Source organism: Archangium sp. Cb G35, from assembly GCF_001896145.1.
Taxonomy (GTDB): Bacteria; Myxococcota; Myxococcia; order Myxococcales; family Myxococcaceae; genus Archangium; species Archangium violaceum.
Genome location: NZ_MPOI01000007.1, coordinates 481,446 through 500,961 on the forward strand (window position 1 = coordinate 481,446; position 19,516 = coordinate 500,961).

Genomic DNA, 19,516 nt, shown 5'->3' on the forward strand with positions numbered 1-19,516 from the left:
GGAGCGGAGAACAGGAGCCGACGGGGAAACGGATGTGCGCGTCGAAAGTTCTGTCCTACCCAACCAGGGGGATCTGGCGCTACCGCTCAGGCCACGGAGTGACGCCCGGGTCCGGCGGGGCGCGGTTCCTCCGCATCCGCTGCATCCGCCCGCGCCAGGGGCAGCAGCACCCGGAAGGTGCTCCCCTGCCCCACCACGCTGTCCACGGAGAGCGTTCCTCCGAGCCCGCGGATGATGTCGTGGCTGATGGACAGCCCCAGGCCCGTCCCCTCTCCCACCGGCTTGGTGGTGAAGAAGGGCTCGAAGATGCGCTCGAGGTTCTCCACGGGAATCCCGCAGCCGTTGTCCCGCACCTCCACCATCGCCTGCGAGGTGCCGTGCAGGCGCGTCACCAAATGAATCTCCCCGCCCGGCCTGGGCAGGGCGTGCGCCGCGTTGATCAACAGGTTGGTGAAGACCTGTGCGAGCTGCACGGAGTTGCCCAGCACCTCGGGCAGATCCCCGTAGTCGCGCACCAGCCGGCCGCGGCTGCGCAACCGGCCCCACGCCAGGTGCACCGAGTTCTCCAACACCTCGTGCAGCTCCAACGGGTGGGTGTTCACCGCGTCGCCCCGGGAGAGCGCCCGGAGGCTCTCCACGATGAGCCGCATGCGCTCGGTGCCCTCGCGGGCCTCGTTGACCGCCTCCATCAACTCCTGCCCGTCCTCCTCCGGCAGCGCCAACCGCCCCAGCTCCGTGCCAATGAAGCCCAGGTTGCTGGAGACGAAGGCCAGCGGGTTGTTGATCTCGTGCGCCACCCCGGCGGCGAGCATCCCGATGGAGGCCATCCGCTCGTTGAGCCGCAGGCGCAGCTCGTTCTCCCGCTGGGCGGTGATGTCCCGCACCGTGACGGCCAGGCAGTCCCCCACCGCGCACAACTGGCGGCGGAACCAGCGGCGGCCCTCGCCGGGCAGGAGTTGATCCACCTCGTCTTCATGGGTCCGGCCGGTCCGCCACACCTGCTCGCACAGGTGGCGCGGCGCGATGAAGGCCGCGTGGGGGAAATCGGAGAGCGGTTGCCCCTCCGCCACGCGCGCCTCACAGCCCAGCAGCGACCCGGCATGGTTGTTGAGGCGCAGCAGCCTCAAGTGCTCCGGCTCGCCCCGGAGGATGAAGAAGGCGTCGAAGCTGTTGCTGGACGCCGCCCGGAAGAGCGCCTCGCTCTGGCGCTGGGCCGCCTCGCCCCTCCGGTGGTGCGTCAGGTCCCGGGCGATCCCGAACAGCCCCACCACCTGCCCATCCGGCCGGCGGATGACGCCCTTGGTGGAGAGCCACTCGCGCTGAACCCCCGCCATCTGCTCGCTCATCTCCGCGTGGAGCGTGCGCCCGGCCAGCAGCGTCTGCCGATCGAACTCCAGCGTGTTCTGCGCCTCCTCCTCGGACAGCAGCTCCCGGTCGGTACGGCCCACGATCTCCGCCGCCGGCTTGCCGAGGTAGTGCGCCCCCACGCCGTTGATGAAGGTGTAGCGCCCCTGCAGATCCTTGGTGAAGACCGCGTCCGGCAGTTCCTCCACCATGGTGAGGAAGAGCTCGCGGTACGGCAGCTCTGAGGGGGGCTTCATGCGGATGAAATATCCACAACTGGAGCTTCTGAGCAGGCAGCCCCCCTTCCCCACCTCCCCTGGGCGTCCAGCAGCGCACGCTCCGCCCGGGCCCACGTCCCCCTCTCGTCCACTGCCTGACACCCTCCTCCTACCTGAGGGCAGGAGGTAGGCCCTCGTACGTCCAGGTAGGGCCCGAAAAAACCTCCAAACCGGGCCCTGTAAATACGACAGGGTTCCGCCCTAGGCACGATGGGCTCGCGATGCAACTCCCCGCATTCACTGAGGAACGTTGCCAAAAGGCCGCTGGCATCCTGGTTGCTTTTGGCAATGGGCACGAAGTCGCAGCGCAGAGATCAACGTCCTCCATCCCCCGAGAGACTCCATGCAGGCCACCAACTCCCTGTCCTCCACCGAAACCCTCACCACGTACCTCTCGGACATCAGCCAGTACCCGCTGCTGACCGTGCAGCAGGAGCAGACCCTGGCCCGCAACTTCCGTTCGGGCGATCTCTCCGCCGGCCACCGCCTGGTGACGAGCAACCTGCGGTTCGTGATGAAGGTGGCGTACGAGTACCGCTCCTACGGCATCAAGATGTCCGACCTCATCCAGGAGGGGAACATCGGCCTGATGAAGGCGGTGCAGAAGTTCGATCCGGACAAGGGCATCCGCCTCATCTCCTACGCGGTGTGGTGGATCCGCGCGTACATCCAGAACTACATCCTGAAGAACTGGTCGCTGGTGAAGCTCGGCACCACGCAGGCGCAGCGCCGGCTGTTCTTCAGCCTGGCCCGCACGCGCCGCGAGCTGGAGAAGCTGGGCTCGGCGGACGGCACCATCGTGGACGCCGAGGAGATCGCCCGGAAGCTCAACGTGAAGGCCTCCGAGGTGCGCGAGATGGAGCAGCGCATGGGCGGGCGGGATCTGTCGCTGGACGCGCCCGTGGGCGAGGAGGGCGACGCCACGCACCTGGACTTCGTGGAGTCCGAGTCCGCCTCCCAGGTGGACGAGGTGGCGGACCGGCAGCAGGCGCAGATCACCCGCGAGCGCATCCGCATGGCGCTGCAGCGGCTGGATCCGCGCGAGCGCTTCATCATCGAGAACCGGGTGATGGGTGACGCGGAGATGACGCTGAGCGAGCTGGGCGAGCACTTCGGCTTCTCGCGCGAGCGCGCCCGCCAGCTGGAGATCCGCGCCAAGGACAAGCTCAAGGCCGAGCTGGCCTCGCTGATGGCCGAGGTGGGCCAGGACGAGGCGGCCGAGGCCTACTGAGCCGCGGTGGCCCCGGCACTCCCGGGGTGCATCGCCGCCCCGTGACGCGTAAGGTAGCGGGGCGATGAAGCCGTGGAAGGTGATTGATCGGGCGCCCGCGCCGGGCGGCGGAGAGCTGGTGCTGCACCAACGGGGCGAGGAGTTCGCCATCCGGGTGAACGGGCGCGAGCTCATGTCCAGCCGCCAGCACGGCTCCGAGGAGAAGATGGCCGAGGTGGCCTGTACGGGCCTCGGCGGCAAGCGGCCCCGGGTGCTCGTGGGAGGCCTGGGGCTGGGCTACACCGTCCGGGCCACCCTGGAGCGGCTCCCCCCGGGAGCCGAGGTGGTGGTCTCGGAGCTGGTCCCCGCCGTCGTCACGTGGAACCAGGGAGTCCTCGGGCCCCTGGCCGGACGGCCGCTGGATGATCCCCGGGTGAAAGTGGAAACACGCGACGTGGGGGAGCTGCTCCGCCAGGCGGAGGGGCACTATGACGCGGTGCTGCTGGACGTGGACAACGGCCCCGAGGCGCTCACGCAGGAGGAGAACCGCTGGCTCTACGGCGAGCGGGGGCTGGCCTCCATCCAGCGCGCCCTCAAGCCGCGGGGCGTCCTGGTGGTGTGGTCCGCCTCGCCGGACAAGGCCTTCGCCACCCGGCTGAAGCGGGCGGGGTTCACCACCGACGTCGTGGAGACACCGGCGCGCGGCAAGGGAGGTGGACCGCTCCACACGCTCTTCATCGGCCGCTCCGGGTAAGGGCCCCCCACATTTTTCATGGAGAAATGAAAGGGGGGGACTTCCTTTGTTCCCCCAAAGGTGCCAGATAGGGGTCTCCGCGCTCAGTGCGGCGGAGTTCCGGCGCATTCCACCGCGTCCGGACGAGAAAGAAGACAAGTAATGGCGACTGGTACTGTGAAGTGGTTCAACGACGCGAAGGGCTTCGGTTTCATCATGCAGGAGGGCGGTGGCGAGGATCTGTTCTGCCACCACACCGCCATCCAGACCGAGGGCTTCCGCACCCTGGCCGAGGGCCAGCGCGTTGAGTTCGACGTCGCCCGCGGCCCCAAGGGCCTGCAGGCGCAGAACGTGCGCCCCATCTGATGGGGACCTGAGCCACTTCGCTCGACGATAGAGGCTCGATCCAGGGCCTGCCTCCCAAATCTTGGGGGCAGGCCCTTGGTGTTTCTGGAGGTCAGGACGGCTTGCGGCCGGCCCACGGGCGCGCCTGCTCGAGCTGCGAGGCCAGGCGGAACAGGGTGGCCTCGTCCCCGAAGCGAGCGGCGAACTGCACGCCCACGGGCAGCCCGGCGGTGTTCCAGAAGAGCGGCACGGACATGGCCGGCTGCCCCGTCTGGTTGAAGAGCTGGGTGTTGGGAGTCCGCTCCAGGGCGTTTCCGGCGAGCGCGTCCAGCAGCTTGAGGAACACCGGCTTCAGCGGCAGCTTGCGCAGCACGGCCATCGCCGCGATCTCGGCGGGCTTGGGCGCCAGCTCGCCGATGCGCACCGGCGGGTACGCGAGCGTCGCGTCGAGGAAGAGATCGTACCGCTCGTGGAAGGCCGCCATCATCCGGCCAGCCCTGTGCATGACGTCGCGCGCCCGCTGCAGGTCCGCCGCGGAGAGGATGCTTCCGAGCTGCACCAGCGCCCAGGTGGACGGCTCGACGTCATCCGCCGTCACGGGCTTGCCGGTCGCCCGGGAGATCTCCTCCATCTGCACCGTGGTGTTGGCCGCGACGTTCACGAGGTAGGAGCGCACCAGCTCCTCGCGATCGAACCGGGGAGCGTCCTCGACGAGCTCATGGCCCAGCTCCTGGCAGAGCTTCACCGCGTCCTGGACGGCCGCCTTGCAGTCCGGGTGCACGTGCTTGCCGTAGAGCGAGCCGGTGGAGAAGGCGATGCGCAGGCGGCCGGGCGGAGTGCCCACCTCCTGGAGGAAGGGCCGCGCGGGCGGAGGCGCCGCGTAGGGCGCGCCCGCGTCCGGTCCGTGGGTCGCATCGAGCATCGCAGCGCTGTCCCGCACGCTCCGGGTCAGCACGTGCTGCTGGACGAAGCCACCCCACCCCTCCGCCGAGTCGGGGCCGAGTGGATTGCGGGCGCGGGTCGGCTTGAGCCCGAAGAGGCCACAGGCGGACGCGGGGATGCGGATGGAGCCACCGCCATCGCCGCCGTGGGCCATGGGCACCACCCGGGCCGCCACGCACGCCGCCGAGCCTCCGCTGGAGCCACCCGGCGTGTGCTCCGGGTTCCACGGGTTGCGCGTGGGCCCGTTGAGCACCGTCTCGGTGACGCCGAGGATGCCCAGCTCGGGCGTGGCCGTCTTGCCCACGATGACGACGCCCGCGCGGCGGAAGCGCGCCATGAGCTCCGCGTCGTGGTCCGGCACGAAGCCCACCAGCGCCCGGCACCCGCCCGCGTAGGGCTCGTTCGCCAGATAGCCGTCCAGGTCCTTCACCAGGAAGGGCACCCCGGAGAAGGGGCCCTGGGGCAGCGGGCCCGCGGCGGTCTTGCGCGCCTGGTCGTACATTTTGTGGACGACGGCGTTGAGCTTCGGGTTGACGGTCTCAATGCGCGAGATGGCCTCCTCCACCAGCTCAGTGGGTTGGAGCTCCTTCTTGCGGACCAGCTCGGCGAGCGCCGTGGCGTCGAGTGCGTCGTATCCCTGAATGGCCATGGGCCTGCTATCTAGCACCGCCATGGCGAAACCCCAGTACTGGCTGATCAAGAGCGAGCCCTCCGTCTACGCCTACGCCCAGCTGGAGAAGGACGGCAGGACGGAGTGGACGGGCGTGCGCAGCTTCGAGGCGCGCAACAACCTCCGGGCCATGAAGCCCGGGGACCTGTGTCTCTACTACCACTCGAACGAGGGCAAGGAGGTGGTGGCCGTGGCCCGCGTGATCTCCGGGCCCACCGAGGATCCTACCGCGCCCGGTGAGGACTGGGCCTCGGTGGTGGTGGGCCCCGTGGTGGCCCTGAAGGAGCCGGTGACGCTCGCCACCGTCAAGGCCACCCTCGACTTGAAGGAGTTCCCGCTCATCAAGAAGAGCCGCGTGAGCGTGACCCCCGTCACCCCCGAGCACTTCAAGCGCATCCTCGAGATGAGCGGGACGAAGCTCCCCAGGGCTCGCCATGGCTGAAGGTCCCGCTGAGTCCGCTCCCCCGAGCGCCCATGCCGCGCTCGAGTCCTCGGATCCACTCTCCGCGCTCAACATGGCCTTCCGCGACGCCTACGCGGCTCGCCGGGACGCCATCCTCGCCAGCATGGGCCCGGTCATCGCCCAGATCGATGACCTGCTCATCCTCCGGCGCGGCGGTCAGCGCCTCGTCGGACCCGCGCGCACCCGGCGCTACCACGAGCTCAAGGTGGTCACCCACGTTCCGCTCGCCCTTCATGTGCTGCTCTCGGGCCGGCGCGGGGAGCTGGACGCGGCCACGCGGGACCGGCTCTCCGGGATACAGCGGCTCATCTCCGCGAGCCTGGAGGGGCTCGAGCGCCGCGGGCTCTCCCAGGAGCAGAGCGCACGCCAGCGCCGCATCCTCGAGGCCTCGGCGGCGATCCTCGAGCAGGTGCTCTCCGGGGACGGTGTCTCGGCCGAGGCGCTCTCCGCCTATACCCGTGCCCAGGTCCCGGACATCCTCCGCAACGCCGAGGACGCGGCCCGCGATCAGATCGACACCATGCACGCCACCATCGAGGCCTGGAAACAGCAGATGACCCCGGAGGAGCTCGCCCGGCTGCGCGCCGTGGTCGCTGTCTCGCATACCGCCCGCCCCGGGAACGTGGCCGTGCAGTACTTCTCCGTCACCCTCGGCGAGAACTGGGAAGGCCGCTTCGACCAGGAGGACCTCCAACCCGGCAAACGTGTGCTGGCCTCCGAGACCTCCTTCGATGAGGCCGCCGCCTTCTCGCTCCTCGCCACCCACGTGCTCGATGCCTCCGTGGGCACCCGATTCTTTGGTGAGGAGATCCGGCTCGAACGGGATCTGCTCGCGGATGCCGCGGAACGGATTCTCGCCCGGATGTTCCACAAGGAGCCCGAGCCTCCGGCGACTCCGGATACACCGGCCTCCGGGTGATGGATTCAACCCGGGGTCCGGGCACCCTCACCCCGACCCTCTCCCGGGGGGAGAGGGGAAATGGGCTCGGGGCTGGAGATGGGCTCAGGCGTTCGCCGAGTGCAGCTTCTGCTGCAACAGGTTCGCCCGGTTGCGCGCCGACAGGAGCTGCTGACGCAGGGACTCGGCGTCGCGCGATACGTCCACGAAGTCCTGTGCCTCCGCGTCGCTCGCCAGCTTTCCCGCCCCTTCCGCCACCTCCGTCATCTTCTCGTTCACCGCTTGCAGCGACGCGATGACCTCCTCCGTCTTCATCGCCTGCCCCTGCTGCGTCATCCCCGCCACCTGGTGCATCTGCGAGCTCAACGATGCCGCCTGCTGCCCCAGCTCGCCGAACCGCTCCATCAGCGTCTGGTACACCTTCGTGCGCTCCTGCAGCTCCAGCGCCCGCTCGTTCACCTCGGCCGCCAACGACTGCTGCCGATCCCTCCACCCGTTGAGCACCCCCAGCAGCGTGCGCATGTGCCCCACCATCCGCTCGTCGCAGTCCGCCACCTGGGTCAGCAGCTTGCCCATCTTCTCCAGGTTCTTCTGCGACCGCATCGTGCCCGTGCGCACTTCTTCCGCCAGCGACTCGAACTTGCGCAGCTCCTCCTCGATGGAGGCCGCGGCGCTGACCAACTCGGAGGACTCGGATTGCTGCCGCTTGCTCATACGTGTGCCACTCCAGAAGAAGGGACCCTGGACCGCGTCCTAGCAGATCTCACTTCCCGGAACCCGTCCGGACTGGTGCCGGAGCCAGCAACGTCACCTTCGGCCCCGAGAACGTGTTCCGCTGCGATGACACCCAGTAGACAATCAGCAGGGCCAGGACTCCCGCGAAGGTGTACCCCGCCAACTGGTGGGGCGGCAGGACGAAGAGCACCATCACCACCGCGCACCAGCCGAGCGCCACCCCGTTCACCAGCGGCGAGAAGCGCCCCAGGTCCCACGGTCCCCGGCGCGACCACGTCCCATTGCGCCGCGCCCGCCAGCCCACCCAGATGGGCAGCGCATACGACGCATAGAGCGCCAGCGTGCTGAGCGCCACCATGGCCGCATAGGCCCCGCTCCAGATGGCCACCACGAAGGCCGCCACCACCGACACCCAGATGGCCACGTGCGGACTGCGGAAGCGCGGCGACACCCGTGCCAGGTGCGCCGAGCCCGGCAACCCCCCATCCCGCGCGAACGCGAACAGCATCCGCGAGTTGGACGTCACCGAGGACAGCCCGCAGAACCACATGGCACCGATCGTGATCCACACCAGCGCCCCGCCCAGCGCGGGCCCGAGCGACTCGCGCAGCACATACAGGAACGGGTTGGCCGTGGCGGCCGCCGCCGGCAGGTTCCCGATCGACAGCGTCACCCCCACCAGCAGCGCGTAGCCCACCACCGCGCTCACCGCCACCGACAGGAAGATGCCCCAGGGCGCGTTGCGCGTCGGATCCACCGTCTCCTCCGACACGTGGGCACTGGCGTCATAGCCGGTGAACGTCCACTGAGCCTGCAGCAGGCCGATCAGGAAACCATACGTGTAGCCCCTGGGATCGGTGGTGAAGTGCGTGAGGAGGAAGGCCGCGTCCTGCCGGGGCGCGAAGGCCACCAGCGCTCCAATCACCACCGCCACGCCCGCCACGTGGTACCAGGCCGACAGGTTGTTGAGCAGCGCCACCGCGCGCACGCCCACGTGGTTGAGCACCGCATGTGACAGCAGGATGGCCGCGTAGAGCGGGAGCACATAGCCCCGCTCCCGCGGCCACCCGAACATGTCCGCCAGGAAATCCGCCAGCCCGTAGTCGATGCCCGCGGTGATGGCGAACTGGCCAATCGTGTTCAGCCACGCCGTGAAGAAGCCCACTCGGGGGCCTCCCAGCATCGCCGACCAGTGATAGAGCGCCCCCGCCGTGGGGAACGAGGAGGCGAGCTGCGCGAGGCTCGCCGCCACCGTCAGCGTCATCACCGCCACCAACGGCCACCCCACCGTCATGACGAACGGCCCGCCAAAGCGCAGGCCATGGCCATAGAGCGTCACCGCTCCGGTGAGGATGGAGATGATGGAGAAGGAGACGGCGAAGTTGGAGAAGCCGCCCATGTCACGCAGCAGTTGCTGCGCGTACCCCAACCGCTGGAGCTGGGCCGCATCCGCGTCCAACTGATGCTGCTTGTCGTCTTCCATGCCCGGCACCATGAACACTCGGCCAGGAGATGGAAGGGGACGGCGGTGCGGAGTGTGGGCTCGTCGGCACTCCGGGGAGGCCTACCGCTTGCGCTCCTGGGGCTCCTGGCCGGGGGGCACGGGAGCCGCCGGAGCGCCACGCGAATCCTCGCCGCGCCGCAGGATGTGGAGCCGGCGCGGGAAACTGCCCCCCATGCTCAGGCTCCCCATCTCCGCCTCCAGCTTCTGCCAGTTGTCGGGGCCCAGCGCCTTCTTGATGGCCACCATCAGGCCCACCCGGTTCTGGCGCACCGCCGTCTCCGCCCGGCCCACCTTCTCCACCAGGTCCTTCACGCTTCCCTCGTTCGGAGCGGGCTGGCGCAGCTCCTTCTCCAGCGCGAGCTGCGCCCGCTTGAGCTCCGCCTCCAGGCCGATCAGTGCGTCATTGGCCTCGAAGCTCATGTCCTGCACCTTCTGCACGAGGCTCTGCGGCAGGCCGATCCTCGCCGCCACCTCCGGCGGAATCCCGAAGGAGGGCGGCCCGATGGGAGCCTCTGGCGGCATCGGCGGCATGGGAGGCACGGGCGGCATCGGCGCGCGGACCGGCATTGGCGTCCGGATGCGCACGTCCTCCTCCTTGTCCTGCGCCAGCGAGGGGACCGCGGTGAGGACCACGAGGGCACACAGCAGCTTCTTCATCATGGCACTGCTCCTTTGTTCGACCTGGGTTGCGCAGCTCCCTCTCCCGCTGGGAGAGGGGACATCACCGGGACACCTGGAGGACCGCGAGGGCCGTCTGGAAGGGCTCCGAGTCGAGCGCCGTGACGTCCGGCGGGCGCACCCACGCGGCCAGAGCTCCGAATGGCGCGTACGCCTCGTCCTCGACGCTCGGGTTGGTGCGCGTGTAGCCGTGCACCTCCTCCACCAGCACCTCGAGCGAGACGACCTCACTCCCCTGCCCCACCGGCGCCTCGGCCACGGGCTCCCCGGCCCGCAGGGAGCCCTCGATGGGCCCCCCTACCACCGGCTCCGTCTCGATGGGCACCGGCGTCCGCACCCTCGGCGAGACGAACAGCACCAGGGCCACCAGGGCGGCCGTGGCGGTGCCGCTGGCCACCACGCGGCGGCGGTACTGGCGGCGGCGCACCTCGCCCAGAATGGCCTCGCGCGGGATGCGAGCGGGGACCGGAGCGTCCGGCAGACGCAGCGAAGAGGCGGAGGCGTGAAGGCCGGCGAGCGCGCGGCACGCGGAGCACTGCTCCAGGTGGGCCTGCAAGCCGGGAGGCCTGGGCAGGCGCTCGTCCACGAGGGCCTCGGCGAAGTCCTGGCAGCTCATGGGGTGTCTCCTTGGAGTTGGAGCGCGTCAGCCGCCTTGAGCTTCTGCAGCGCGCGGTAGAGGTGGATGCGGACGGTGCCGCGGCCAATGTTCATGGCATCGGCGATGGCATCGAGGTCGAGCCCCTCCAGGTAGCGGAGGGAGAAGGCCGTGGCCTGTTGGGCCGGGAGCGTGCGCAGGGCCCGGCCGAAGGCGCGCCAGCGCTCGGCACCGGCGAAGCGCTCCTCGGGCGAGGGCTGCGGGGCGGGGCCCAGGTCCAACACCTCGCGCACCACGTTCCACACCCGTCGCCGGCGCAGGTGTCCCATGGCGCGTGACACCAGGATGCGCCGCAACCAGGCCGGGCCCGCCTTCGCGTCCCTCAGGGTGTGGCGCTTCTCGTAGGCATCGGCCAGGGCGGACTGGACCAGGTCCCTCGCCTCTTCCCCGTCCCAGACGAGCCGCCGCGCCAGGCGCAGGAGGGCCGCCTGCTCCCCCTCCACGAGCGCGTCGAAGTCGAGGGGGTTGCCCCTCTCCTCCATCTGCGTCTCGTCCATGACGGCGGTGCCCTTCAAGGTTGGACCTCGTTGCCCGGTTTCCAGAAAGGAGGACGCACGAGGCGCCCGGGCGGCATACCGCTGAATTTTCCCCCTATTTTCCGGCCCCTCCGGGAGAATCCCCCGCGCCATGGCCCCGTACGAGCTCCAACTCATTCCCGCCGCCGAGACCCGCTACCTCCGCCACGTCGTGCTGCGCCCCCACCAGCGGCCCGAGGAGCTCGTCTACCCGGGGGATGACGCCCCGGACACCGTCCACTTCGGGCTGTACGTGGACGAAGAGCAGCACGGGGTGGCCTCGCTCTACCGCGAGCCCCGGCCGGGTACGAAATCCACCACCGAGTGGCGTCTGCGGGGCATGGCGGTGCTCGCCTCGAACCAGGGCAGGGGCTACGGCGCGGCCCTGCTCCAGGCCTGCATCGATCACGCGGCGCGTCAGGGCGGCACCCGGCTGTGGTGCAACGCGCGCACGACGGCGTCCGGCTTCTACAAACGGCTGGGCTTCGCCGTGGAGGGGGCCGAGTTCGAGCTGCCCGGCATCGGCCCGCACTACCTCATGTCGCGTCCGCTTTGAGCGGAGAAGCAGCTCAGACCGCGGAGGCGCGCAGCAGCCGGCCGGCGAGCTGCGTGTACTGATCGCGCTTCTCGGTGTCGCCAAGGTGCGCCCAGACGTCCGCGAGGCACCTGGCCGCCTCCGTCAGCGCCGGGTACAGCTCCAGCGCCATCTCCAGCACGTGGCGCGCGTGCCGGTAGCGCGCCTTGCCCGTCAGCCCGATGCCCCGGGTGCGGTGCTTGCCCGACTCCGTCAGCAGCGCCTCGCCCAGGTTGGCGATCTCCACCGCCGTCGCCTCACGCCAGGCCAGCTCGGTGTTGAGCTGCAGGGCCTCCTCCAGCAGGGCCCTCGCCGCCTCCGGCTCGTCCAGCTCCAACTGGCAGATGGCCGCGTTGCGGTAGTGCTCGGCCGTCTCGGGGTCCAGGTCGATGGCGCGCTCGAAGCACTTCAGCGCCTCGCGCGGACGGCCCAGGCTCGTGAGCGACGAGCCCTTCGCGCTCAGCGCCAACACGTGGCTGGGGTCCTGGGACAGCACGCGGTCGAACACCTTGATCGCGCCCTCGTGGTTGCCGGACATCGAGTGGCTGACGCCCTCGTTGAATGCCGCTAACAGCGTGGACATATGGCCCCTTCTCGCCGGCCCACAGGCCGGCCCGAGTTCCCGGTCCTTCAGTGTACAGCCAGGGACCCCGAGCGTGACAGGCCGGGGGGCTCGCCGAGAACCCGGAAACGAGAGGCTTTTCTCCACCTGTGGCCCGGTCCACACCGCTCACGGGATCCTGGCTTCTCCGGGCGGAAAGCGGATCTTCTGCACAGGTGCACCGCGCGGTGCGTCAGGTCCGAGGCCCCTTCTCCAGCACGAGCGAGGTCTGCGAGAGCGACGGCGGCAGGGGCAACGGCTCACGGCGGGCGCGCTCGGGCTCACGGGCCAGCTCGCGGGCCGATTCCATCAGCGCGTTCAGGTCGAAGGGCTCGTCACTGGTGACGAAGAAGAAGCGCTCGAAGGCGGGTGCGTCGTCCAGCGCGTAGGCGCTCGGCAACGGCACGGTGCCTCCCTTCAGCTCGAGCGGGCCGGTGGGCGGCTCCGGGGCATGGAGCGTGACGGAGCCACGGCCATCCACGGACAGCACCGCGCCGTAGGGCCGGCCTCCGGACACATAGCTGAGCTGCAACACGTCCCCCGCGTGCACCCGGGCCGAGTCCACGAGCGGCTCGGGTGCACCCGCCGTCTGGCGGTGGATGAGCAGCTTCGGCTCCAGGCCCTTGGTGCGCGTCGTCTCCAGCAACACCGCCTGCTGGGGCCGGGGCTCCTCGGGCAGCTCCCGCTGGGAGACGAACATCAGCAACGCGAGCCCCACGGCCACGGGCAGGCCCAGCGCGACGGCCGGCAGCCAGCGGCGAGGGGGCGTGGAGGCGGACAGGGAGCGGGAGGCATCCACGACGCGGCGGCGGCGCTCGACCTCGGCGGCGACCTGGGACGGCGGGAGCTTCGCGAGCGTGGCGCCATCATCGGCCTCCAGCTTCGCGAGCCGCTCGAGTCCACCGGGCTCCGTGGCCAGCCGCGCGCGGGCGGCGGCGAGCTCCTCGGGGGGCAGCTCTCCCAGGGCGATGCGCTCCAACAACCAATCGGGCGTGCGGTGGGGCATGTCAGGCGGCCTCCAGTTCCTGCAGGTGGGCGCGCAACGTGCGCAGACGCTTGCGGACCCCCGAGACGGAGAGGCCCACCTCGCGAGCCACCTCCTCGTACGTCATGCCGTCTACCAGGTGCAGCACGGCGATGGTGCGCGTGGACACCTGCTCCCGGCCGAAGAGCCTGTCCAGCACCGCCGCCGCCCCCGTGCGGGCCTCCATGTCCTCCAGCGATGCGATGCGCACCAGCAGTTCCTCGTCCGAGTCCGCCGGGCGCCGGCGCTCGGAGCGCAACCGGTTGAGGCACACATTCGTCGCCATGCGGTGCAGCAGGCTGGAGGGGGCCGTCTGGCTCAACGCGTCCTGATGGTCGAGCAGTTGGACGAAGACGTCGTGCATGGCATCCACCGCCCGCTCCTCGTCGCGCAGGAGGAAGCGGCAGCGCCGGAGCACCATCGGTCCATACCGGCGGTAGCAGGCTTCCACATCGATGGCCAACGTCGTTCCTCCCTGCCTCACGCACCTCAACACCGGAGCGGGCGCGAACTGTTACCGCACACCGCTTTCGCCGGGTGCGTCAGGTGGAGGGGCACCGTAAGTACCCGGAATCGCGGCTGTCAGCTCGACGCCCCGGCGTCCAGGAGGGCCGAGAAACCCGCGATGAAATCCGGGTAGCGGGGCCGCCAGCCCAGGGCCTTCAGCCGGGCATTGGAGATGGCCCGGTCGCCCTGGAGGGACTCGTGCAGTGAAGCCAGGGGCACCGAGGGTGGAAGGGGCAGCCCCAGCCGGGCGCACAGCCACGTGGCCGTCTCGGCCTGGGTCGCCGGACGGTCATCGGCCACGCAGTAGGTTGCCCCCGGCGCGCCCCGCTCCAACACCACGCGGATGGCGTCCACCAGGTCGTCCACGTGCACCCGGGAGATGCGGCCCCCACCGCTCTCGGGGATGCGGAGCGTGCCGGCGCGGATGCGTTCGTGCAGACCCCGGCCGGGACCGTAGATGCCAGCGATGCGCAGGCTGATTCCACCGAGCGGGCGGTACTTCGCCTCCGCGTCGAGACGGCCCTGGGCCCTCGGGGAGACGGAATCGACGGGCGTGTCCTCGTCCACGTGCCCCCGGGCACCACCGTAGACCCCCGTGGAAGAGAGATAGACGAGACGGGCGGGACCGGTGCGCGCCAGGGATTCGGACAGGGAGGTGTCGAGCCCGGCTTCCGGGGGGATGGAGATCACCACATGGGCGCCCTTCGATGACGCCACGGCTTCGTCCAAGGAGAGGAGTTGGACACCTTCGCGGGACAGTTCCTCCCGGCGAGCCTCGTCGCGAGTCACCGCCCGCACGGGACGTCCCCGCCGGGCCTCCTCGCACGCCAGCCGCGTCAACGTGTAGCCACATCCCAGCAGGTAGAGAGGAACCATGTCCGTGCGATGACCGGGTGTCACTCTACACCTCCTTGAACTGGTGGAGCGGCGGTGTCCTAAATCGGATGCTTTTCGGGGCACGCCCGGGGTGTCGCCGTGCCGCCGGAGCATCGCGACGTGGCAGCGTTCGGAGTGATGCTCGCAGATGACACCGCGCTCCAGGCACAGCTCCGAGTCAAGCGGAGGATCTTCTTCGTCTCCGCGTGCATGATCCTGGCGCTCCCTCTCGTGCGTCTCCTGCTCACCGGCACCGTGATCCCCTCGCTGGCGCTCGTGCAGGTGCTCTGGGGTCTGAGCTATGTGCTGCTCGGCGTGTGTATGGGCAAGGGAGTCCTGGCTCCCTGGCTCGCGGGCACCCTGGCCGCGGTGGTGTGCGTTCCCGCGGTCACGGCGATCATCCACATCACCGGCGGACCGGCGAGCCCCTTCTTCGTGACGATCGTCTGCGCGCCCCTCATCATCGCGCTATTCGCCCCGGACTCCCGCTTGCCGACGCGGGTAGCCTTCGTGGGCATGCTGGGCGCGGTGGTGGTGTTGAACGTCCTGGCGGGAGTTCCTCCGCGAGCATTCCTGTACCAGGCCCTCGTGTTTGGCTGCGTCGGAGCGTTCGGCCTCTACGGCGGGCGCACCTACCGGCGGCTCCGGGACGCGGAGAAGGTGGCACAGGAGCAGCGGCTGAGCGCACTGGAGCAACTGGCCGAGAGCGAGCGTCTCCGGCTCCGCTCCGAGCGCGAGCGCGCCGAGGTGGAGCGGCTGGTTCTGGTGGGGCAGCTCGCATCCGGAGTGGCCCATGAGGTGAACAACCCCCTCGCCTTCGTGAAATCCAACCTGCACTACCTCGAGCGGGAGCTGTTGGACGCCGACGGTGCCGAGAACAAAGCGGAGCTGCGCGAATTGCTGGACGAGACACGGCAGGGCGTCCTGCGCATCCAGCAGATCGTCACGGATCTCCGGCGCTTCGCACGAGAGGGCCACGCGTCCACGGAGCCCAGCTCGCCGTCGGAAGCCATCGAGGAGGCGCGGCGGCTGGCATCGGTCCGCCTGCGCAGCCTGGGCGAGGTGACATTGGACATCACGCCGGGTCTGCCCGAGGTGAGTCTGGGGCAACGACACCTCGTGCAGGTGCTGGTGAACCTGCTGCTGAACGCGGCGGATGCGGTGGAGGAAGCAGTGCCTCCACGCAAGGCCCGCATCTCGGTACGGGCCCGGCGGGTGGAGGGGGGCGTGCGGCTGGAGGTGGAAGACAACGGCTCGGGAATCCCACTCGAGGCGCTGCCGCGGCTCTTCGAGCCCTTCTTCACCACCAAACCGCCCGGAAAGGGCACCGGGCTGGGGCTGGCGCTCTGCCACGAGTACATCTGCCGAGCAGGAGGGACGCTCACCGCCGAGAACCGGCCCGAGGGCGGCGCGCGCTTCGTGCTCACGCTGAAGGAAGTAGTCGAGACCGCCTCGGCGGCGTGAGCGCCCAGAGACGACCTAACGCAACCGTACCTTCAGATGCTCCTCAGCGACATTGGGCCGGCCCAGAAGGGTATCGAGCAGGCGTTCTTCGATGGAATCCTGTTCCCAGACGGCCGCCCGCTCGAGACCCACACATTCCTGGGGCTCGGCGGCCCTGCTATGGCCAGCCGTGTCGAAGATCGTGCAGCGACGGAAGTCTCCCACATCCTGCATGAACCTCACGAGCGGCTGACGTAGATGCTCCTCGAGTGCTCTCCACCCGATGAGTTCCCACGCATCCAGGGCCAGATGGCGGACAGCCGTCCTGAAGAGCACGGGTCTCGCGCCGATCCCATCCAGATCAGAATCCGGACTCATTGTTCTGTGTTGATAGAACGCGGCATAGGGGGATTCGAGCAACCTTCCGTAGCCGAATGAGCCATCGGAGAGGGCGATTCTCACGAAAGACCCTGGCTTGTGTCTTTGCTTTGGCATTCCTCATTCCCCAGTGTAGGGGTAGAGCTGACCCCATAGCTTCGTGGCGGCATCGTGAAACAGCCTGCCCAACGGGTTGTCCTTCGCCACGCCGCGATTGACGTTCTCGGTTCGATACGGCTCTCGCGTATCGGACCGGGCCCCCCCAAAAGAATCGATCAACTGCTGCTCTCGTCCACGGATTCGCCAATAAGCGGCGTCGCTGTATCTCTTCGCGTAGTCGACCGCAGTCCCTACATCGAATTTGTCCAGCACGGCCGGCAGGAATCCAGGACCTCTGGGTTCATTGGTCTCATCAATGTGATGGTTCGAATCGCGCGTATCCACAGCTTGTTCGGCTTGCGCCTCCAAAGGCTTGTTCAGGTCGATGACCATGCTCGTTCGACCCGAGTAGTACCAGCCGGTCTTCAGGTTGAGCTTCGTATAGGTCGCGTAGAGTCGGCCCCAACTCTTTTTGTCTCTGTCGCTCCCGGCTTCTGAAGTGGGTCTTGGAGCGGGGGAGGTATGAGGCTCGGACACCCGATCCACTTCTGGCGTGCGAGCGGGTGTTCCCGGGCGCACCGTGGCCTTGGGCGCATAGCAACCCTGAACCCATCCCTGAAGGTCTCCGAAGTGAGTGCCGTAAAACGTGTCCGCGATGTCGACCGGGGTCCGTACCCCGTCCAGGCCGGCTTTGACGGTCAGGCAGACCAGGACAACGCTGCCCCCTGCCGCCAGCACCGCGCCACCCGTCACAAGGGCCTTTCCCGTCGCGGCAACAGCCCCTGCGTCCGCCACGGCCGCAGCTCCCTTGGGCACGAGCCGGAGCACGGCACTTGGAACGCCATTCCCCAGGCCCTCGCCTGTAACTCCCTGGAGCGGGCTCTGCGGGGGCTGGGCAATGGGAGCCGCTGGCAGCCCCAACCTGAGCATGTCCCGGCCAGTGCCGGAACGAACTCCTCGTATCGTGCCGCTACATCCCACGAGGAATACGAAAAGAAGTAGTGCCACACAGCGTGGCATGAGGGGCCTCCTCGACTCGAAGCTACAGGTAGCTCGAGGGCACCGTCGAGACCGATGGCGGAGAAGTCCGGGTGCCGAGTGCCCGTCCCGCCTCGGCGGCGTGACAACCCGTCTGGTACCCGGGTCTGAGTCACCGCTCCGACACCCCCGGCACGCAACGGGAGACCTCGGGCAAGAGGGGTGGTACAAGCCCCCTCCATCGTGAGCATCCCTTCCGAGAACATTCCGACTTTCGAACAACTGGGCCTCGGGCCCGCCCTCGTGGAGGCTCTCAGCGGCCTCGGTTACGAGGAGCCCACCCCCATCCAGCGCGCTGCCCTGCCCCCTCTGCTCGAGGGCAAGGATCTGCTCGGCATCGCCGCCACCGGCACCGGCAAGACCGCCGCCTTCTCCCTCCCGCTCCTACAGAACCTCACCCCCGGCAAGCTCGCCCCGTTCTCCACCTCCGCGCTCGTGCTCGTCCCCACCCGCGAGCTCGCCATGCAGGTGGCCGAGGCCATCCACCGCTACGGCCAGAAGCTCGGCGTCACCGTGCTCCCCCTCTACGGCGGCCAGCCCATCGGACAGCAACTGCGCGTGCTCAAGCGCGGCGTGGACGTCATCGTCGCCACCCCCGGCCGCGCGTTGGATCACCTCAAGCGCCAGTCGCTCCTGCTCGACTCCTTGCGCGTCGTCGTGCTCGACGAGGCCGACGAGATGCTCGACATGGGCTTCGCCGAGGACCTGGAGGCCATCCTCGAGGCCACCCCCGAGGAGCACCAGACCGCCCTCTTCTCCGCCACCCTGCCCCCCCGCATCGCCTCCATCGCCGAGCGCCACCTGCACAAGCCCGTGCACGTGCGCATCGCCAAGGAGAAGGTGGCCCCTGGCACCGGGCCCCGCGTGCGCCAGACGGCCTACATCGTCCCACGTGCCTTCAAGGCCGCCACGCTCGGGCGCGTGCTGGACGTGGAAGCCCCCACCGCCGCCATCGTCTTCTGCCGTACGCGCACCGAGGTGGATGAGCTCACCGTCTCCCTCAACGGCCACGGCTGGCGCGCCCAGGCGCTCCACGGCGGCATGGATCAGGCCCAGCGCGACCGCGTCCTCAAGCAGTTCAAGACGCACGCCGTGGAGCTGCTGATCGCCACCGACGTGGCCGCGCGCGGTCTGGACATCGAGAAGCTCTCCCACGTCGTCAACTACGACGTGCCCAACGCCCCCGAGGCCTATGTCCACCGCATCGGCCGCACCGGCCGTGCCGGGCGCGAGGGCGTCGCCATCACCCTCGCCGAGCCGCGCGAGCACCGGCTGCTGCGCAACATCGAGAAGCTCACCGGCCAGAAGATCGAGATCTCCACCGTGCCCACCGTGGCCGATCTGCGCGCCCGCCGGCTCGAGCTGGTGCGCGCCTCCCTGCGCGAGGCCCTCGTGGCTGGCGAGCTCGACTCCTACCGCTCCGTGGTGGAGAGCCTCGGCTCCGAGTTCGACCTGGTGGATGTGGCCGCCGCCGCGGTGAAACTCATCCACGACGCGCAGAGCGAGGGCCGCGAGGAGGCCGAGGCGGAGATTCCCGTGGTGCCTCCGCCCACGGAGCGGCCCCCCCGTCCGGGCAAGAACGCCCGCGCCGCCGCCCGCCCCGGCTTCGGAGAGCGGCCGGGTCCGGCTCCCAAGGGGCCTCGCGGTGACAAGCGGCGCGCGGGTCCTCCCTCCCAGGACTTCGACATGGCGCGCCTGTTCATCGGCGTGGGACGGCATGCCGGTGTGCGTCCCGCGGACCTCGTGGGCGCCATCGCCGGCGAGGCCGGCGTCGAGGGACGGCGCATCGGCGCCATCGAGATCGGCGACAACTACTCCCTCGTCGAGGTGCCCGAGCCCCTCGCCGATCAGATTGTCGCCGCCCTGCGCCAGGCCACCCTGCGCGGCAAGAAGGTCCAGGTCCGCCGCGACCGCGCCTGAGCTTCCGTCCGCGGAGCACACACGGGGCAGGTCCAGCCTGCCCTGAAGGCTCGCCCGTGCGGTGAGGGGTACGTCGAGGGCTGAAT

The 19,516-nt window shown here is 69.4% G+C and carries 21 protein-coding genes; 8 read left to right on the top strand and 13 right to left on the bottom strand.

The genetic code is table 11. The features are described from left to right. Nucleotides 1-86: 86 nt before the first annotated feature. Nucleotides 87-1,601: an ATP-binding protein gene (locus BO221_RS23470; protein ID WP_083681290.1), complete on the bottom strand. Its 1,515-nt coding sequence runs from the start codon at nucleotides 1,599-1,601 to the stop codon at nucleotides 87-89. Nucleotides 1,602-1,965: 364 nt separating this feature from the next. On the opposite strand from BO221_RS23470, the gene BO221_RS23475 reads away from it, so the two are divergent. The 3 genes from BO221_RS23475 (at nucleotide 1,966) to BO221_RS23485 (ending at nucleotide 3,931) form a co-directional block, all read left to right on the top strand. Beyond that, a complete protein-coding gene (locus tag BO221_RS23475; protein WP_073562704.1) occupies nucleotides 1,966-2,853 on the top strand; it encodes an RNA polymerase factor sigma-32 in 888 nt (295 codons plus the stop codon). 64 nt (nucleotides 2,854-2,917) lie between these two features. Further along, entirely contained in the window at nucleotides 2,918-3,586 is a 669-nt protein-coding gene (locus BO221_RS23480) for a spermidine synthase (RefSeq protein WP_073562705.1), read from the top strand. Between the two features lie 141 nt (nucleotides 3,587-3,727). Continuing rightward, nucleotides 3,728-3,931 (top strand): cold-shock protein, encoded by a 204-nt coding sequence (locus BO221_RS23485; RefSeq protein WP_043398352.1) that lies wholly within the window; start codon nucleotides 3,728-3,730, stop codon nucleotides 3,929-3,931. Nucleotides 3,932-4,022: 91 nt separating this feature from the next. Here BO221_RS23485 and BO221_RS23490 read toward each other — a convergent pair whose 3' ends face one another. Continuing rightward, the gene (locus BO221_RS23490; protein ID WP_073562706.1) at nucleotides 4,023-5,501 is read right to left on the bottom strand and encodes an amidase; all 1,479 of its coding nucleotides are present in this window, start codon (nucleotides 5,499-5,501) and stop codon (nucleotides 4,023-4,025) included. A gap of 22 nt (nucleotides 5,502-5,523) precedes the next feature. Between BO221_RS23490 and BO221_RS23495 the strand changes: the two genes are divergently transcribed. Both BO221_RS23495 and BO221_RS23500 read left to right on the top strand, forming a co-directional pair. Further along, nucleotides 5,524-5,964, top strand: a complete 441-nt coding sequence (locus BO221_RS23495) for an EVE domain-containing protein (RefSeq protein ID WP_073562707.1) — start codon at nucleotides 5,524-5,526, stop codon at nucleotides 5,962-5,964. Beyond that, nucleotides 5,957-6,904, top strand: a complete 948-nt coding sequence (locus BO221_RS23500; protein ID WP_073562708.1) for a hypothetical protein — start codon at nucleotides 5,957-5,959, stop codon at nucleotides 6,902-6,904. The genes BO221_RS23495 and BO221_RS23500 overlap by 8 nt, the downstream gene beginning before the upstream one ends. A gap of 84 nt (nucleotides 6,905-6,988) precedes the next feature. Here the strand turns inward: BO221_RS23500 and BO221_RS23505 are convergent, their stop codons facing one another. From BO221_RS23505 to BO221_RS23525, 5 genes are all read right to left on the bottom strand, one after another. Then, complete coding sequence (locus tag BO221_RS23505; RefSeq protein WP_073562709.1) at nucleotides 6,989-7,597, bottom strand: hypothetical protein; 609 nt, start codon at nucleotides 7,595-7,597, stop codon at nucleotides 6,989-6,991. 49 nt (nucleotides 7,598-7,646) lie between these two features. Further along, complete coding sequence (locus BO221_RS23510) at nucleotides 7,647-9,101, bottom strand: amino acid permease (protein WP_073562847.1); 1,455 nt, start codon at nucleotides 9,099-9,101, stop codon at nucleotides 7,647-7,649. Between the two features lie 81 nt (nucleotides 9,102-9,182). Continuing rightward, entirely contained in the window at nucleotides 9,183-9,782 is a 600-nt protein-coding gene (locus tag BO221_RS23515; RefSeq protein WP_083681291.1) for a periplasmic heavy metal sensor, read from the bottom strand. A 61-nt stretch (nucleotides 9,783-9,843) separates the two neighbouring features. Continuing rightward, on the bottom strand, nucleotides 9,844-10,416 hold the full coding sequence (locus BO221_RS23520; protein ID WP_073562710.1) for a hypothetical protein: 573 nt from the start codon (nucleotides 10,414-10,416) through the stop codon (nucleotides 9,844-9,846). Further along, complete coding sequence (locus tag BO221_RS23525) at nucleotides 10,413-10,970, bottom strand: RNA polymerase sigma factor (RefSeq protein WP_073562711.1); 558 nt, start codon at nucleotides 10,968-10,970, stop codon at nucleotides 10,413-10,415. The genes BO221_RS23520 and BO221_RS23525 overlap by 4 nt, the downstream gene beginning before the upstream one ends. Before the next feature lie 112 nt (nucleotides 10,971-11,082). Between BO221_RS23525 and BO221_RS23530 the strand changes: the two genes are divergently transcribed. After that, entirely contained in the window at nucleotides 11,083-11,526 is a 444-nt protein-coding gene (locus BO221_RS23530; protein ID WP_073562712.1) for a GNAT family N-acetyltransferase, read from the top strand. Nucleotides 11,527-11,539: 13 nt separating this feature from the next. On the opposite strand, the gene BO221_RS23535 is transcribed toward BO221_RS23530, so the two are convergent. The 4 genes from BO221_RS23535 to BO221_RS23550 form a co-directional block, all read right to left on the bottom strand. Then, on the bottom strand, nucleotides 11,540-12,127 hold the full coding sequence (locus tag BO221_RS23535) for a tetratricopeptide repeat protein (RefSeq protein ID WP_073562713.1): 588 nt from the start codon (nucleotides 12,125-12,127) through the stop codon (nucleotides 11,540-11,542). A gap of 211 nt (nucleotides 12,128-12,338) precedes the next feature. Continuing rightward, the gene (locus BO221_RS23540) at nucleotides 12,339-13,151 is read right to left on the bottom strand and encodes a hypothetical protein (protein ID WP_073562714.1); all 813 of its coding nucleotides are present in this window, start codon (nucleotides 13,149-13,151) and stop codon (nucleotides 12,339-12,341) included. 1 nt (nucleotide 13,152) lies between these two features. After that, the gene (locus BO221_RS23545; protein WP_073562715.1) at nucleotides 13,153-13,632 is read right to left on the bottom strand and encodes an RNA polymerase sigma factor; all 480 of its coding nucleotides are present in this window, start codon (nucleotides 13,630-13,632) and stop codon (nucleotides 13,153-13,155) included. 119 nt (nucleotides 13,633-13,751) lie between these two features. Further along, complete coding sequence (locus BO221_RS23550) at nucleotides 13,752-14,576, bottom strand: NAD-dependent epimerase/dehydratase family protein (protein WP_233166226.1); 825 nt, start codon at nucleotides 14,574-14,576, stop codon at nucleotides 13,752-13,754. A gap of 96 nt (nucleotides 14,577-14,672) precedes the next feature. Here BO221_RS23550 and BO221_RS23555 point away from each other — a divergent pair, with 96 nt between their 5' ends. Then, nucleotides 14,673-16,016, top strand: a complete 1,344-nt coding sequence (locus tag BO221_RS23555) for a sensor histidine kinase (protein ID WP_369865437.1) — start codon at nucleotides 14,673-14,675, stop codon at nucleotides 16,014-16,016. A gap of 15 nt (nucleotides 16,017-16,031) precedes the next feature. Here BO221_RS23555 and BO221_RS23560 read toward each other — a convergent pair whose 3' ends face one another. Together BO221_RS23560 and BO221_RS53925 are read right to left on the bottom strand one after the other, a co-directional pair. Next, a complete protein-coding gene (locus BO221_RS23560) occupies nucleotides 16,032-16,490 on the bottom strand; it encodes an Imm26 family immunity protein (RefSeq protein WP_073562718.1) in 459 nt (152 codons plus the stop codon). Nucleotides 16,491-16,493: 3 nt separating this feature from the next. Further along, entirely contained in the window at nucleotides 16,494-17,267 is a 774-nt protein-coding gene (locus BO221_RS53925; RefSeq protein ID WP_143195632.1) for a hypothetical protein, read from the bottom strand. A 426-nt stretch (nucleotides 17,268-17,693) separates the two neighbouring features. Between BO221_RS53925 and BO221_RS23565 the strand changes: the two genes are divergently transcribed. Next, complete coding sequence (locus BO221_RS23565; protein ID WP_073562849.1) at nucleotides 17,694-19,430, top strand: DEAD/DEAH box helicase; 1,737 nt, start codon at nucleotides 17,694-17,696, stop codon at nucleotides 19,428-19,430. Nucleotides 19,431-19,516: the final 86 nt, after the last annotated feature.

Excerpts from the sequence above, each read along its gene's own strand:
- BO221_RS23535 (WP_073562713.1), bottom strand. The coding sequence starts at position 12,127 with ATGTCCACGCTGTTAGCGGCATTCAACGAGGGCGTCAGCCACTCGATG.
- BO221_RS23530 (WP_073562712.1), top strand. The coding sequence starts at position 11,083 with ATGGCCCCGTACGAGCTCCAACTCATTCCCGCCGCCGAGACCCGCTAC.
- BO221_RS23485 (WP_043398352.1), top strand. The coding sequence starts at position 3,728 with ATGGCGACTGGTACTGTGAAGTGGTTCAACGACGCGAAGGGCTTCGGT.
- BO221_RS23515 (WP_083681291.1), bottom strand. The coding sequence starts at position 9,782 with ATGATGAAGAAGCTGCTGTGTGCCCTCGTGGTCCTCACCGCGGTCCCC.
- BO221_RS23490 (WP_073562706.1), bottom strand. The coding sequence starts at position 5,501 with ATGGCCATTCAGGGATACGACGCACTCGACGCCACGGCGCTCGCCGAG.
- BO221_RS23540 (WP_073562714.1), bottom strand. The coding sequence starts at position 13,151 with ATGCCCCACCGCACGCCCGATTGGTTGTTGGAGCGCATCGCCCTGGGA.
- BO221_RS23510 (WP_073562847.1), bottom strand. The coding sequence starts at position 9,101 with ATGGAAGACGACAAGCAGCATCAGTTGGACGCGGATGCGGCCCAGCTC.
- BO221_RS23560 (WP_073562718.1), bottom strand. The coding sequence starts at position 16,490 with ATGCCAAAGCAAAGACACAAGCCAGGGTCTTTCGTGAGAATCGCCCTC.
- BO221_RS23470 (WP_083681290.1), bottom strand. The coding sequence starts at position 1,601 with ATGAAGCCCCCCTCAGAGCTGCCGTACCGCGAGCTCTTCCTCACCATG.
- BO221_RS23500 (WP_073562708.1), top strand. The coding sequence starts at position 5,957 with ATGGCTGAAGGTCCCGCTGAGTCCGCTCCCCCGAGCGCCCATGCCGCG.
- BO221_RS23495 (WP_073562707.1), top strand. The coding sequence starts at position 5,524 with ATGGCGAAACCCCAGTACTGGCTGATCAAGAGCGAGCCCTCCGTCTAC.
- BO221_RS23505 (WP_073562709.1), bottom strand. The coding sequence starts at position 7,597 with ATGAGCAAGCGGCAGCAATCCGAGTCCTCCGAGTTGGTCAGCGCCGCG.
- BO221_RS23475 (WP_073562704.1), top strand. The coding sequence starts at position 1,966 with ATGCAGGCCACCAACTCCCTGTCCTCCACCGAAACCCTCACCACGTAC.
- BO221_RS23520 (WP_073562710.1), bottom strand. The coding sequence starts at position 10,416 with ATGAGCTGCCAGGACTTCGCCGAGGCCCTCGTGGACGAGCGCCTGCCC.
- BO221_RS23480 (WP_073562705.1), top strand. The coding sequence starts at position 2,918 with ATGAAGCCGTGGAAGGTGATTGATCGGGCGCCCGCGCCGGGCGGCGGA.